Source organism: Frigoribacterium sp. Leaf172, assembly GCF_001424285.1.
In the GTDB taxonomy this organism is placed as follows: domain Bacteria; phylum Actinomycetota; class Actinomycetes; order Actinomycetales; family Microbacteriaceae; genus Frigoribacterium.
On sequence record NZ_LMPB01000001.1, the window covers coordinates 981,747 to 995,529 of the forward strand.

Sequence of the window (13,783 nt, forward strand, 5' to 3'; positions counted from 1 at the left end):
GGGGCCTTTCGCTTGCCCGGTCGCGATGCCGCGTACCTCGGCATCGGTGCGGAAAGATGGGGGAGTGCCTCTCGTCTCCACCGATCACGCCCTGCTCGCCCGACTCCGCTCCGACCTGTCGTCGTCGGGGTTCACCGTCGACCGCCTGAGCGGCCCCGACGCCTGGGGTCCGACGGCCGGTGCGGCGCTCTTCCGCGGCGAGCGGGTCGCCGCCCGTCGCGCTCTGCGCCGCAGCGCCCGGGCGAACGAGGGGATCCGCACGGCGGCGACGCTCGCCCTGCTGTTCATCCTCGGGTACCCGCAGCCCCGGGCCGACGTCGAGCGCGCCCTGCCCACCCTCGGCGTCGACGGCGCCGAGACCCTCGGGTTGATCGAGACGGACGACGCCGCATCGACTCCGTCGGACGTCGCGGGGCCCGACGTCGACGGCCCCGCTGCCGAGGGGACGGCCGGCGTCGTCCGGGCCCGGGTCGATCTCCGCCCGTACTCGTTCGTCGACGGCGTCGGCGAGGCCGCCTGGTGGATCGCCTCCGATCTCGGCGAGCTGGCCCTCGGCGGCGCGCTCCGCGAGGATCACGTGCTCGGCGTCGGCGGGGCGTCCGCGACCCTCGCGGGGCTGATCGTCCCGCGCGACGTCGACCGGGCGCTCGATCTCGGCACGGGCTGCGGCATCCAGGCGATGCACGTCGCCCGGCACGCCCGTCACGTCGTCGCGACCGACATCTCGACCCGCGCTCTCGCCTTCGCCCGGTTCAACGCGGCGCTCAACCTCATCGACGGCATCGAGTTCCGCCTCGGGAGCCTGTTCGAGCCGGTGGCCGGCGAGATGTTCGATCACGTCGTCTCGAACCCGCCGTTCGTCATCACACCGCGTCTCGAGGGGGTGCCCGAGTACGAGTACCGCGACGGCGGCATGGAGGGCGACGACCTCGTCGCCTCGGTCGTCGCCCAGGTGGGGTGGCACCTGACCCCCGGCGGCGTCGCCCAGCTGCTCGGCAACTGGGAGTCCGCGGGCCCCGGAGGCGCGCCCGCCAAGAAGGGCGCCTACTCGGTCGCCGACTGGGCGTCACGCGGAGGCGTCCCGCTCGACGTCTGGGTGGTCGAGCGCGAGCTGCAGGACCCGGCCGCCTATGCGGAGACGTGGATCCGCGACGGCGGCACCCGCCCCGGCAGCGACGAGTTCGAGCGCCTGTACGAGGCCTGGCTCGGCGACTTCGAGGCCCGGGGCGTCGAGCAGGTCGGGTTCGGCTACGTGACCCTCCGCCGCCCCGTCGACGAGGCGCGTCCGCCCGTGGTGCGGATCGAGCGCCTCCTCGGGGCCATGGGGGCGAACGAGGTCGGCCTCGGCTCGCATCTGCTCGCGACGATGGACGCCATCGACGCCCTGCGGGATCTCGACGACGACGCGCTGCTCGCGACCCACCTGCGCGTGGCCGGCGACGTCACCGAGGAGCGGCACTACTGGCCGGGCAACGACGACCCGACGGTGCTCACCCTCCGGCAGGGCGGCGGGTTCGCCCGCAGCGTCGAGTCCGGCACGGCCCTGTCGGCCCTCGTCGGAGCCTCCGACGGCGAGCTGTCGGCTGCGGCCGTCGTGGGGGCGCTGGCGCAGCTGCTGGGAGTCGAGGAGGCGCAGCTCCGTGTCGAGCTGGCACCGCGCCTCCGCGAGCTGGTCGCCGTGGGCATGCTCCGACTCTGAGTCGCCCGGCGCGGCGACCGGCGGCCTCCGCGGGACCGCCGGCCGTGATGCGGCTACCGCCCGTTGCGGTCGCCCCAGGTGCGCCACGAGTACTCGGGCACGAAGCCGAGCAGGTCGCGCGCCTTGTCGGAGCTGAGCAGGGGCTCGTTGCCCTCGATCGCCGCCCGGCGCTCGACCTGCGGGTAGTAGCGGTCGGCGAGCACGGACGTCGGCGTGTTCATGACCGTGTCGGCGTTCGCGATGATGAACGCCTCGAAGCCGACCATGTCGGACTCGAGCGCCTTGCGGACGGCCTGAGCGCCGTCGCGGGCGTCGATGTACGAGAACAGGTTGAACGTGCGCTGCTCCGGGGTCTCGTCGAAGGGGAACGCCTCGTAGTCGCCGTCGTCCATCACGTTCGAGAAGCGCAGCCCGAACATCTTCAGCTGGCGGTCCCAGCGGGTGAAGTGGCGCGCCATCTCCTCGTCGAGGGCCTTGCCGAGCGAGTACGACGACTCGGGGCGGACCGCGTACTCCTCGTCGACGGGCAGGTAGGGCGGGTCGAGGTCGAACGGGATGCCGAGCAGCGTCTCGCTCGAGGCCCACACGACGTTGCGGATGCGCGCGGCGCGGGCGGCCGCGAAGACGTTGTAGCTGGCGGTCACGTTGTTCGTGAACAGCGACGCGTTCGGCACGAGACCGGGCGCGGGGATCGCCCCGAGATGCACGACGGCGTCGATGTTGTCGTACCGGTCGTCGATGTGGGTGAGCGCCTGGACGACCTCGCCGTAGTCGGCGAGGTCCACGCGCACGAACGTCACGCCCTCGACGGGGTCGGGGCTGGGGGCCCGGTCGAGGAGCACGACCTCGTAGCCGTGCTCGACGAGGTCGCGGACGACGGCCCGGCCGAGCTTGCCGCTGCCGCCCGTCACGGCCACCCGCTCGTGGGGGCCGAGCTTCGACGTGCTGCGGTCGGTGGTGCTGGGGGGAGTGGACGTCATCGTCTGTTCTTCCTGCCTGTCGGGGAGACTCCGTTCTACCAGGAGGCACCGACACCGGGAGGGTCGACCGGACGGGTGATGCGGACCACCCGGCGACGATCACCCGCTCATCCCGCCGCGCAGGCCGGTTGAGCCGCTATCTTGTAGTGCGCTCTCGGCTGGTTACCGAGGCGCCCGCGCCCGCCGATCGATCGGCGGTCCCGTGCCCGGTCTCCTGATCCGATCGCGCACGGCCCCGGTCCAGGGCGCGGACCGCACGCCTCCGTCCGAGTCTCGACTCGTCGACGGGGGCGTGCCGTCTCTCCGGCGCGATGGGGCAAGATCGAGTCATCATGCCCTCCGCTGCCACCGCTCCTCTCGCCGCCCTGCTGCCCGCCCGGCCGGGCGCCGCCTCCTACGATGCGGACGCGGCGTACGCGGACTTCGCCGACTGGGCCGAAGGCCGCGGGCTGCCCCTGTACCCCGCGCAGGACGAAGCGATGATCGAGCTCGTCTCGGGCGCCTCCGTCATCCTCAGCACGCCCACCGGCACGGGAAAGTCGCTCGTGGCCGCCGGCGCCCACTTCGTGGCGCTGAGCAAGGGGCAGCGCACGTACTACACGGCCCCGATCAAGGCCCTGGTGAGCGAGAAGTTCTTCGCCCTCGTCGAGCTCTTCGGGCCCGAGAACGTCGGCATGGTCACCGGCGACTCGTCGGTCAACTCCGACGCGCCCATCATCTGCTGCACCGCCGAGATCCTGGCGAACCTGGCTCTCCGGCACGGCGACGACGCCGAGGTCGACCAGGTCGTCATGGACGAGTTCCACTTCTACGGCGACCAGTCCCGCGGCTGGGCCTGGCAGGTGCCGCTCCTGCTGCTGCCGCGGGCGCAGTTCCTGCTGATGTCCGCCACGCTCGGCGACGTCACCCGCATCACCGACGACCTCTCGCGACGGACGGGGCGGCCCGTCGCCCGGGTCACCGGCGTCGAGCGCCCCGTGCCGCTGCACTACACGTACGCGCAGACGCCGGTTCAGGAGACCGTCGAGGACCTGCTGGGCACCGGGGAGGCGCCCGTCTACGTCGTGCACTTCTCGCAGGCGGCGGCCCTCGAGCGGGCCCAGGCGCTGTCGAGCATCAAGATCGCCAGCCGTGAGCAGCGCGACGAGATCGCCGAGCTCATCGGCGGATTCCGCTTCAGCACGGGCTTCGGCAAGACCCTCGGCCGACTCGTGCGATCGGGCATCGGCGTGCACCACGCCGGCATGCTGCCGAAGTACCGCCGTCTCGTCGAGCAGCTCGCCCAGAGGGGGCTGCTGCGGGTCATCTGCGGCACCGACACCCTCGGCGTCGGCATCAACGTGCCCATCCGCACGGTGCTGCTGACGGCGTTGACCAAGTTCGACGGCACGCGCATGCGACAGCTCTCGGCACGGGAGTTCCATCAGATCGCCGGTCGTGCCGGTCGGGCGGGCTACGACACGTCGGGCTCGGTCGTGCTGCAGGCGCCCGAGCACGAGATCGACAACCTCAAGGCCATCGAGAAGGCCGGCGACGATCCGAAGAAGAAGCGGAAGATCGTCCGCAAGAAGGCGCCCGAGGGGTTCGTCTCGTGGGGCGAGCCGAGCTTCCAGAAGCTCATCGCCGCCGAGCCCGAGGCCCTGACCTCGCACATGCAGATCACCCACGCCATGCTGCTGAACGTCATCGGGCGCGGCGGAGACGTCTTCGGCGCCGTCCGGTCGCTCGTCTTCGACAACCACGAGCCGCGAGCCCGGCAGTACGCGATGGCGCGGCAGGCCATCTCGATCTACCGCACGCTGCGGACCGCCGAGGTCGTCGTCCAGGAGCCGTCCGTCGACGGGGGCGATCCGGTCATCCGGCTGACGGTCGACCTGCAGGCGAACTTCGCGCTGAACCAGCCGCTCTCGCCCTTCGCGCTCGCGACCTTCGACGTGCTCGACCGCGAGTCGCCCAGCTACGCGCTCGATGTCGTCTCCGTCGTCGAGTCGACGCTCGACGACCCGCGCCCGATCCTCTCGCAGCAGCAGTTCAAGGCCCGCGGCGAGGCCGTCGCCGCCATGAAGTCCGAGGGCATCGAGTACGACCAGCGGATGGAGCTGCTCGAGCAGGTCACCCACCCCAAGCCCCTCGACGAGCTGCTGACGGCGCTCTTCGAGACGTACAAGGCGTCCCAGCCGTGGATCGGCGACTTCGAGCTGAGCCCGAAGTCGGTCGTCCGCGATCTCTACGAACGGGCGATGACCTTCGGCGACTTCGTGAACTTCTACGGACTCGCCCGATCCGAGGGTCTCGTGCTGCGCTACCTGTCCGACGCGTTCCGGGCCCTGCGGCAGACCGTCCCCGACGAGGCCAAGACCGACGAGCTCGCCGACCTGATCGAATGGCTGGGCGAGCTGGTGCGACAGGTCGACTCGAGCCTCCTCGACGAGTGGGAGGAGATGCTCAACCCCCGGGAGGTCGACGCTCACGACGACATCGTCCCTCCCGTGCTGCGTCGCTTCAGCGCGAACGAGCGGGCCTTCCGCATCGCCGTCCGCAACGAGATGTTCCGGCGCGTCCAGCTCGCCGCGCGCGACGACGCCGAGGAGCTCGGTCGGATCGACGCCGCCTCGGGGTGGGACACCGACCGCTGGGGCGAGGCGCTCGACCGCTACTACGACGAGTACGACTCGATGGGCACCGATGCGGCCGCTCGCGGGCCGCACATGCTCGTCGTCGAGCAGCTGCCGACGGTGTGGCGGGTCCGGCAGATCCTCGCCGACCCCGAGGGCGACCACGACTTCGGCATCTCGGCCGTCGTCGACCTCGCGTCGAGCGACGAGCGGGGTGAGGCCGTGGTGACCGTCACCCACGTCGGACCCGCCTCCGAGCGCACCGGGGGCATGCGCGTCGAGGAGTAACCTCGATCCCGTGCTCCCCGACCCGGGAGCCGCCGATGACCGCAGCACCACCGTGCTCCGTTCCACGAGGAGGACCCATGTCTCGCCTGTCCGGAAAAGTCGCGATCGTCACCGGGGCGGCCTCGGGCATCGGCGAGGCCATCGTCCGTCGATTCGCCGACGAGGGGGCGCACGTCATCGCCACCGACATCGTCGACGGGACGGCCGTCGCGGCCGAGGCCGGCGCCGAGTTCCTCCGCCACGACGTCGCCAACGGCGGCGACTGGAAGCGCGTCATGGACCACGTCGCCGAACAGCACGGCCGCCTCGACGTGCTCGTCAACAACGCCGGCATCGTCTCCGGTCAGTCGATCGACGTGACCCAGCTCGAGAGCTGGAACCGGGTCTTCGCCGTCAACGTCACCGGCGTCATGCTCGGCACGCGATTCGCCATCGAGCAGATGCGCGCCAACCCCGACGGTCAAGGCGGCTCGATCATCAACCTGGCGCCGGCGACGTCGTTCCTCGGCTTCGGTGACGATGCGGCGTACACGGCGAGCAAGCACGCGCTCGTCGGTCTCACCCGCTCGAGCGCCGCCCACGCCGCGCAGGAGGGCTGGGACATCCGCATCAACTCGCTGCACCCCGGCCCGACGGACACCGCGATGTTCCGTCGCCAGGTCGAGGCGCAGCCGGGCCTGCTCGACGCGTTCAAGACGATGAGCCCGCGCGGTCGGCTGGCTCGACCGGAGGAGGTCGCCGGGCTCGCCCTGCACCTCGCGTCCGACGACTCGGCGTTCTCGACCGGCGGGCAGTTCGTCGTCGACGGCGGCCTGTCGAGCACGCACCCCTCGATGTAGCGCAGGCGTCGATCGAGCCGACCCGCGCCTCCTGGGTGGAGCGCGCGCTCCACGGCCATCACGCGGAGGTGCGTGACAGCACCGCGAGCCTGCCCGCCCCGCCCTCGAGCCCCGGGCCGTAGATCGAGTGGTCGGAAGATGTTCTTCATCCTCGATCGAAGGGCACCATCCGACCACTCGACGCCGCTGCCGTCGAAACGGAAACGGAAACGGAAACGGAGGCGCGGGTCGCGGGTCGCGGGTCGCGTCAGAGCGTCGACCGCGGGGGAGGCGCGGATCGCGTCAGAAGAGCGTCGCGGGAGGCGCGGGCGGGGTCGCCGGGGCCGCGATCGGGTCGGTCGTCGACACGGGAGCCCCCGGCCAGCCGGGCCCGCTCGGCACCGTCGTGCGGTTCTGGAACGCCGTCGCCGCACCGCGCGCCCGCACGTCGGCCGCCTCGTTCATCTCGTGGCCCACATGACCGCGCACCCACTCGAAGCGGACCCGTCGGCCGGCCAGGGCGGCGTCGAGCTCCTTGAGGATCTCGACGTTCAGCACCGGCTTGCCGTCGGCCTTCCGCCAGCCCTTGCGCTTCCAGCCCGGCATCCACTCGGTGCAGGCCTTGATCGTGTACTGGCTGTCGCAGAGGATGTGCAGATCGTCGTCGGTGCCGGCGGTCGCCCGCAGCAGCTCGAGCACGGCCGTCAGCTCGCCCTGGTTGTTGGTGGCCCGCGGCCAGCCGCCGGCCGCCCAGCGCTCGTCGTCGACGTACCAGGCCCAGCCGGCCGGTCCGGGGTTGCCGAGGGCGGATCCGTCTGCTGCGGCGGTGATGGTCATGCGGGGGTGCTCCTTGCGTCGACGGCGTGCCTGACCACGGTAACGGACCCGGCCCGCGCCTCCTGTCGGGGCCCCGCGGCGGGCTCGCGTCATCGGTGGCGGGTCAGCGCTGACCCGCCACCGATGACGGTGACCCGCCGCAGCCCGCGGTCACTCGACGTCGTCGGGGTGCGACCCGGTGCGGCGGCCCGACTCGAGCCGGGCGATCGCCGCGAGGTCGGCGTCGTCGAGCTCGAAGCCGAACACGTCGAGGTTCGAGCGGATCCGGGACGCCGTCGCCGACTTCGGGATCACCACCATCCCCTGCTGCAGATGCCAGCGGATGACGACCTGCGCCGTGCTCACCCCGTGCCGCTCGGCGATGCCGAGCAGCACGGAGTCGTCGAGGATGCGCCCGCGGGCGAGCGGCGACCACGCCTCGGTGACGATGCCGTGAGCGTCGCCGAACGCGCGCAGCTCCCGCTGCGGCAGCCACGGGTGCGCCTCGACCTGGTCGACGACCGGCACGACGTCGGTCTCGCCGAGCAGTCGCTCGAGGTGCGCGATCGAGAAGTTGCTGACGCCGATCGACCGGGCCCGCCCCTCCGCCCGGATCGTCTCGAGGGCGCGGTAGGTCTCGACGTAGCGGTCGCGCGCCGGTGCGGGCCAGTGGATCAGGTACAGGTCGACATGGTCGGTGCCCAGCCGGGCGAGGCTCTCGTCGAACGCGCGCAGGGTCTCGTCGTAGCCGTGCGCCGTGTTCCACACCTTGGTCGTCAGGTAGACGTCGTCGCGATCGAGCCCGGAGGCGCGGATCGCCCGCCCGACGCCGGCCTCGTTGCCGTAGAGGGTCGCGGTGTCGACGTGGCGGTAGCCCTCGTCGAGGGCGATGCGGACGACCCGTTCGGCCTCGTCGTCGGCGACCTTGTAGACGCCGAGGCCGAGCTGCGGGATGGTCGTCCCGTCGGTGAGCGCGATCCGGGGGACTTCGATGTCGGACATGCTGAGATCCTGCCAGGCCGAGGAGGCGCGGGTCAGCTGGGCTGGATCGCCACCGGCTCGGTGTCCGGCAGCGGGCTGGCGTCGCGACCGCGCAGATCGGGCAGCGAGCGGTGGAACAGGACCCCGACGATCATGCCGACGAGGGCGAAGGCGGCGGCGACGATGAGGCCGCCCTGCCCGCCGATGCGGTCGATGTAGAAGCCCGCGATGGCGGAGCCGAGGGCCGAGCCGATCAGCTGCCCGGTGCCCGCCCAGCCGTAGGCCTCGGCGGTGTCGCTGAACTTGACGCTCGACGAGACGATCGCGAACATGACGGCCAGCGCGGGGGCGATCCCGACGCCGGCGATGAGCAGCGTGACGCTGAGGGGCCAGAGGCCGGTCATGAAGACCGCCAGCGTCATGCCGACGAAGACGATCGAGAGGCGTCGGGCGAGGGCCCACGGGCCGACCGGCACGTGACCGAGCGCGAGACCGCCGACGAGCGAGCCGGCGGCGAAGATCGCGAGCGCGATGCCGGAGTCCGCGCTGCCCTCGCCGAAGAGAGCGACGACACCGGCCTCGACGGCGGCGCACGCGCCGATGAGGAGGAATCCGGCGACCGTGGCGAGCAGCACGGTGGGGCGGGCGAGCACCTTGCCGAAGGCCCGCTTGCTGCGGGGGATCCGGACGCGGCCGACCTCGGGCGAGGCGATGAACCAGACGCCGCCGCCGACGAGGAACGCCGCAGCGAGCCAGATCGCCTCCTGGGTGCCGATCTGGGTGCCGACGAAGGTCGTGATCACGGGGCCGGCGACCCAGATGATCTCCTGGGCGGAGGCGTCGAGGGAGAACAGCGGGGTCAGCTGGTTCGAGGTGACCATCTTCGGGTAGATGGTGCGGACCGCGGGCTGGACGGGCGGGACGCTGAGCCCCGTCACGAAGCCGAGGGCCATGAACGCCGGCACCGAGAAGTCGACCAGGGTGAAGGTCATCATCGAGGCGAAGCAGACGATGAGCGTGAGGGTCAGCACGGGGCGCATGGCCCAGCGGCCCATCCACCGGCTCGTGAGCGGACCCGAGATGGCCTGACCGATGCTCGTGGCCGCGAGCACCAGGCCGGCGGCGGCGTACGAGTGGTGCACGTGCTCGACGTGCAGCAGGAACGCGAGCGACAGCATGCCGAAGGGGAATCGCGCGGTCAGCTGCGCCGCGATGATGCGCGAGACGCCGGGCGTCTTCAGCAGGGTCGAATAGGTGCTCACGAGGGGTCAAGTCTACGGAGCGGCCCCGTCGCCCGCGACACGCCGACGACCCGAAATGGGGCCAACCCGATTCGAATGTCGGAGGTGGGGAGAAGCATGTGGAGAACCACCCGGAATCGGGGAGAACACCCCGATAACTGTTGGCAACTTGTGGGCTGCCCTGTGGAAAGTCGGACCGGTCAGAGTTACACCGGTGTAACACCGCATGTAGTTATGGGTGCCGTCGTCGGCCACTAGATGTAGTATCGAAGAGTCGCCACGGGCACTACGCCCCGTGGCCCGCGAACCACCAGACCCGGCCTCGAAAGCCGGCCAGAACACAGGGGATCCCATGGCCATCACCGTCTACACCAAGCCGTCCTGCGTCCAGTGCACGGCCACGTACCGCGCCCTCGACAACAAGGGCATCGAGTACGACATCCTCGACGTCACGGCCGACGACGCCGCGCTCGAGACCGTCAAGGCCCTCGGCTACCTGCAGGCCCCCGTGGTCATCGCCGACGACGACCACTGGAGCGGATTCCGCCCCGACAAGATCGCCGGCCTCGCCGCCCGCATCTCCTGACCCACCCGGGTCCGCCGGGTCGACGTCGTCACGACGGAGCCCGGCGAATCCACCGACAACGCAGGAGGACCCCGGGTCATGACGAACCTCGTCTACTTCTCCAGCGTCTCGGGCAACACCCGGCGATTCGTCGAGAAGCTGGGCGTGCCGGCCGAGCGGATCCCGCTGTTCCCGTCAGAGCAAGCGCTCCACGTCAGTGACCCCTACGTCCTCGTCCTCCCCACCTACGGTGGCGGCGAAGGGCGGGGCGCCGTCCCGAAGCAGGTCATCCGGTTCCTCAACGACGAGGGCAACCGACGTCTCATCCGAGGCGTGATCGCTGCGGGCAACACCAACTTCGGAGAGGGCTACTGCCTGGCCGGCGACATCGTCTCGGCCAAGTGCGAGGTTCCCCTTCTCTACCGTTTCGAGGTCTTCGGAACGCCGGACGACGTACAAGCAGTACACACAGGATTGGAAGAATTTTGGCTTCAGCAGTCGATGATCTCGAAGTGATCGCCGCACCCGGACAGGGTCTCGCCGGCACCACCGGGATGGACTACCACGCGCTCAACGCGATGCTCAACCTCTACGGGCCGTCGGGCGAGATCCAGTTCGACAAAGACCGTGAGGCTGCGAAGCAGTACTTCCTGCAGCACGTGAACCAGAACACCGTCTTCTTCCACAACCTGCGCGAGCGTCTCGACTACCTGGTCGAGAACGAGTACTACGAGGCCGCGACCATCGAGCAGTACGACTTCTCGTTCGTCGAGAAGCTGAACGACCTCGCGTACTCGAAGAAGTTCCGCTTCCAGACGTTCCTCGGCGCGTTCAAGTACTACACGTCGTACACGCTCAAGACCTTCGACGGGAAGCGCTACCTCGAGCGCTTCGAGGACCGCGTCGTCATGACGGCCCTCGGTCTCGCGCAGGGCGACGAGAAGCTCGCCGTCGACCTGGTCGAGGAGATCATCGCCGGTCGCTTCCAGCCCGCGACGCCGACGTTCCTCAACACCGCGAAGGCTCAGCGCGGCGAGCTCGTCAGCTGCTTCCTGCTGCGCATCGAAGACAACATGGAGTCGATCTCGCGCGGCATCAACTCGTCGCTCCAGCTCTCGAAGCGCGGTGGCGGCGTCGCCCTGTCGCTGTCGAACATCCGTGAGGCCGGCGCCCCGATCAAGCAGATCGAGAACCAGTCGTCGGGCATCATCCCCGTCATGAAGCTGCTCGAAGACAGCTTCAGCTACGCGAACCAGCTCGGCGCCCGTCAGGGTGCCGGCGCCGTGTACCTCAGCGCCCACCACCCCGACATCATGCGGTTCCTCGACACCAAGCGCGAGAACGCCGACGAGAAGATCCGCATCAAGACGCTGTCGCTCGGCGTCGTCGTGCCCGACATCACGTTCGAGCTCGCCAAGAACAACGAGGACATGTACCTCTTCTCGCCGTACGACGTCGAGAAGGTCTACGGGGTCCCCTTCGGCGACGTGGCCATCAGCGAGAAGTACCGCGAGATGGTCGCCGAATCGCGCATCAAGAAGACCAAGATCAAGGCGCGCGACTTCTTCCAGACGATCGCCGAGATCCAGTTCGAGTCGGGCTACCCCTACATCGTGTTCGAAGACACGGTGAACAAGGCGAACCCGATCAAGGGCCGCATCAACATGTCGAACCTCTGCTCGGAGATCCTCCAGGTCAACACCCCGACCACGTTCAACGAGGACCTCTCGTACAACGAGATCGGGAAAGACATCTCGTGCAACCTCGGCTCGATGAACATCGCGCTGTCGATGGACGCCCCCGACCTCGGCAAGACCGTCGAGACCGCCATCCGCGGCCTCAGCGCGGTCAGCGACATGAGCCACATCACGTCGGTCCGCTCCATCGAGGTCGGCAACGACCAGTCGCACGCCATCGGCCTCGGCCAGATGAACCTGCACGGCTACCTCGCGCGTGAGCACGTGCACTACGGCAGCGAAGAGGCCATCGACTTCACGAACATCTACTTCTACACGGTGCTGTTCCACGCCCTGCGCGCCTCGAACACCATCGCGATCGAGCGCGGGGTCACCTTCGGCGGTTTCGCCGACAGCACCTACGCGTCGGGGGAGTTCTTCGACAAGTACACCGAGCAGGTGTGGGCCCCCTCGACCGCTCGCGGCGCCTCGCTGTTCGCCGACGCCCAGGTAGCCATCCCCACGCAAGACGACTGGCGCGAGCTCAAGGCCAGCGTCATGGCGCACGGTCTCTACAACCAGAACCTGCAGGCCGTGCCCCCGACCGGGTCGATCTCGTACATCAACCACTCGACGTCGTCGATCCACCCGATCGCCTCGAAGATCGAGATCCGCAAAGAGGGCAAGCTCGGTCGCGTCTACTACCCGGCGCCGTTCATGACGAACGACAACCTCGAGTACTACACCGACGCTTACGAGATCGGGCCCGAGAAGATCATCGACACCTACGCCGCGGCCACGCAGCACGTCGACCAGGGTCTCTCGCTCACGCTGTTCTTCAAGGACACCGCCACGACGCGCGACATCAACAAGGCGCAGATCTACGCATGGCGCAAGGGCATCAAGACGATCTACTACATCCGTCTCCGCCAGCTCGCGCTCGAGGGCACCGAGGTCGACGGCTGCGTCAGCTGCATGCTCTAGTGCCCCGATCGTGCGCCGCCTCGGCGACGCACCCCTCGCGGCACCCGGCGCGGGCCGGTCTCGAACACCGGCCCGCGCCTCCTGAACTCCCGATCCTGTCTTCGAAAGGCATGTCATGACCATCACCGACCCGGTCCACGCGACCGGCAAGTCGATCCCGCTGATCAAATCGGTCAGCGCGATCAACTGGAACCGCATCCACGACGAGAAAGACGTCGACGTCTGGAACCGCCTGGTCAACAACTTCTGGCTGCCCGAGAAGATCCCGCTGTCGAACGACGTCCAGTCGTGGAACACCCTGACGCCCGAAGAGCAGCAGCTCACCATGCGCGTCTTCACCGGTCTGACCCTGCTCGACACCATCCAGGGCACCGTCGGCGCCATCAGCCTCATCCCCGACGCGATCACCCCGCACGAGGAGGCCGTCTACACGAACATCGCGTTCATGGAGTCGGTCCACGCCAAGAGCTACTCGTCGATCTTCTCGACCCTCGCGTCGACCCCCGAGATCGACGACGCCTTCCGCTGGTCGGTCGAGAACCCGAACCTGCAGAAGAAGGCTCAGATCGTCCTCGACTACTACACGGGTGACGATCCCCTGAAGCGCAAGGTCGCCTCGACGCTGCTCGAGTCGTTCCTGTTCTACAGCGGCTTCTACCTGCCGATGTACTGGTCGTCGCGAGCGAAGCTCACCAACACGGCCGACCTGATCCGCCTCATCATCCGCGACGAGGCCGTGCACGGGTACTACATCGGCTACAAGTTCCAGAAGGGCCTCGAGGGAGCCTCCGAGGAGCGCAAGCAGGAGATCAAGGACTACACGTTCAACCTCCTCTTCGAGCTCTACGAGAACGAGATCCAGTACACGCAGGACCTCTACGACAGCGTCGGTCTGACCGAGGACGTCAAGAAGTTCCTGCACTACAACGCCAACAAGGCGCTGATGAACCTCGGCTACGAGGCCATGTTCCCGAAAGAGACGACCGACGTGAACCCGGCGATCCTGTCGGCGCTCTCGCCCAACGCCGACGAGAACCACGACTTCTTCTCGGGGTCCGGCTCGTCGTACGTCATCGGCAAGGCCGTCACCACCGAAGACGAGGACTGGGACTTCTAACCC

Annotated in this window: 11 protein-coding genes; 7 read left to right on the forward strand and 4 right to left on the reverse strand. The window is 69.1% G+C overall.

What is annotated here, in order from left to right; translation table 11 throughout:
- Positions 1–25: 25 nt before the first annotated feature.
- Positions 26–1,699: a methyltransferase gene (locus ASF89_RS04765; protein WP_082489780.1), complete on the forward strand. Its 1,674-nt coding sequence runs from the start codon at positions 26–28 to the stop codon at positions 1,697–1,699.
- 53 nt (positions 1,700–1,752) lie between these two features.
- Here ASF89_RS04765 and ASF89_RS04770 read toward each other — a convergent pair whose 3' ends face one another.
- Positions 1,753–2,679, reverse strand: coding sequence for an NAD(P)-dependent oxidoreductase (locus ASF89_RS04770; RefSeq protein WP_055794218.1), 927 nt, complete (start codon positions 2,677–2,679; stop codon positions 1,753–1,755).
- 332 nt (positions 2,680–3,011) lie between these two features.
- Between ASF89_RS04770 and ASF89_RS04775 the strand changes: the two genes are divergently transcribed.
- Positions 3,012–5,582 (forward strand): RNA helicase, encoded by a 2,571-nt coding sequence (locus ASF89_RS04775; protein WP_082489781.1) that lies wholly within the window; start codon positions 3,012–3,014, stop codon positions 5,580–5,582.
- Between the two features lie 77 nt (positions 5,583–5,659).
- On the forward strand, positions 5,660–6,421 hold the full coding sequence (locus tag ASF89_RS04780) for an SDR family NAD(P)-dependent oxidoreductase (protein ID WP_055812457.1): 762 nt from the start codon (positions 5,660–5,662) through the stop codon (positions 6,419–6,421).
- A gap of 282 nt (positions 6,422–6,703) precedes the next feature.
- Here ASF89_RS04780 and ASF89_RS04785 read toward each other — a convergent pair whose 3' ends face one another.
- The 3 genes from ASF89_RS04785 to ASF89_RS04795 all read right to left on the reverse strand — a co-directional run bounded on the left by ASF89_RS04785 (position 6,704) and on the right by ASF89_RS04795 (position 9,459).
- The gene (locus ASF89_RS04785) at positions 6,704–7,237 is read right to left on the reverse strand and encodes a ribonuclease H (RefSeq protein WP_055794221.1); all 534 of its coding nucleotides are present in this window, start codon (positions 7,235–7,237) and stop codon (positions 6,704–6,706) included.
- Positions 7,238–7,387: 150 nt separating this feature from the next.
- Entirely contained in the window at positions 7,388–8,218 is an 831-nt protein-coding gene (locus tag ASF89_RS04790) for an aldo/keto reductase (RefSeq protein ID WP_055812459.1), read from the reverse strand.
- Positions 8,219–8,250: 32 nt separating this feature from the next.
- A complete protein-coding gene (locus ASF89_RS04795; protein WP_055812462.1) occupies positions 8,251–9,459 on the reverse strand; it encodes an MFS transporter in 1,209 nt (402 codons plus the stop codon).
- 331 nt (positions 9,460–9,790) lie between these two features.
- On the opposite strand from ASF89_RS04795, the gene nrdH reads away from it, so the two are divergent.
- The 4 genes from nrdH (at position 9,791) to nrdF (ending at position 13,780) form a co-directional block, all read left to right on the forward strand.
- A complete protein-coding gene (gene nrdH, locus ASF89_RS04800) occupies positions 9,791–10,024 on the forward strand; it encodes a glutaredoxin-like protein NrdH (protein ID WP_055794227.1) in 234 nt (77 codons plus the stop codon).
- A 78-nt stretch (positions 10,025–10,102) separates the two neighbouring features.
- Positions 10,103–10,519 carry a class Ib ribonucleoside-diphosphate reductase assembly flavoprotein NrdI gene (nrdI, locus tag ASF89_RS04805; RefSeq protein ID WP_055794229.1) on the forward strand — a complete coding sequence of 139 codons (417 nt, stop codon included), beginning with the start codon at positions 10,103–10,105 and terminating at the stop codon, positions 10,517–10,519.
- Between the two features lie 38 nt (positions 10,520–10,557).
- Positions 10,558–12,663: a class 1b ribonucleoside-diphosphate reductase subunit alpha gene (gene nrdE / locus ASF89_RS04810; RefSeq protein WP_055813120.1), complete on the forward strand. Its 2,106-nt coding sequence runs from the start codon at positions 10,558–10,560 to the stop codon at positions 12,661–12,663.
- 115 nt (positions 12,664–12,778) lie between these two features.
- A complete protein-coding gene (gene nrdF / locus ASF89_RS04815) occupies positions 12,779–13,780 on the forward strand; it encodes a class 1b ribonucleoside-diphosphate reductase subunit beta (RefSeq protein WP_055794231.1) in 1,002 nt (333 codons plus the stop codon).
- The last annotated feature ends 3 nt before the right edge of the window (positions 13,781–13,783 follow it).

Excerpts from the sequence above, each read along its gene's own strand:
- ASF89_RS04790 (WP_055812459.1), bottom strand. The coding sequence starts at position 8,218 with ATGTCCGACATCGAAGTCCCCCGGATCGCGCTCACCGACGGGACGACC.
- ASF89_RS04780 (WP_055812457.1), top strand. The coding sequence starts at position 5,660 with ATGTCTCGCCTGTCCGGAAAAGTCGCGATCGTCACCGGGGCGGCCTCG.
- nrdF (WP_055794231.1), top strand. The coding sequence starts at position 12,779 with ATGACCATCACCGACCCGGTCCACGCGACCGGCAAGTCGATCCCGCTG.
- ASF89_RS04770 (WP_055794218.1), bottom strand. The coding sequence starts at position 2,679 with ATGACGTCCACTCCCCCCAGCACCACCGACCGCAGCACGTCGAAGCTC.
- nrdH (WP_055794227.1), top strand. The coding sequence starts at position 9,791 with ATGGCCATCACCGTCTACACCAAGCCGTCCTGCGTCCAGTGCACGGCC.
- nrdI (WP_055794229.1), top strand. The coding sequence starts at position 10,103 with ATGACGAACCTCGTCTACTTCTCCAGCGTCTCGGGCAACACCCGGCGA.
- ASF89_RS04785 (WP_055794221.1), bottom strand. The coding sequence starts at position 7,237 with ATGACCATCACCGCCGCAGCAGACGGATCCGCCCTCGGCAACCCCGGA.
- nrdE (WP_055813120.1), top strand. The coding sequence starts at position 10,558 with ATGGACTACCACGCGCTCAACGCGATGCTCAACCTCTACGGGCCGTCG.
- ASF89_RS04765 (WP_082489780.1), top strand. The coding sequence starts at position 26 with ATGCCGCGTACCTCGGCATCGGTGCGGAAAGATGGGGGAGTGCCTCTC.
- ASF89_RS04775 (WP_082489781.1), top strand. The coding sequence starts at position 3,012 with ATGCCCTCCGCTGCCACCGCTCCTCTCGCCGCCCTGCTGCCCGCCCGG.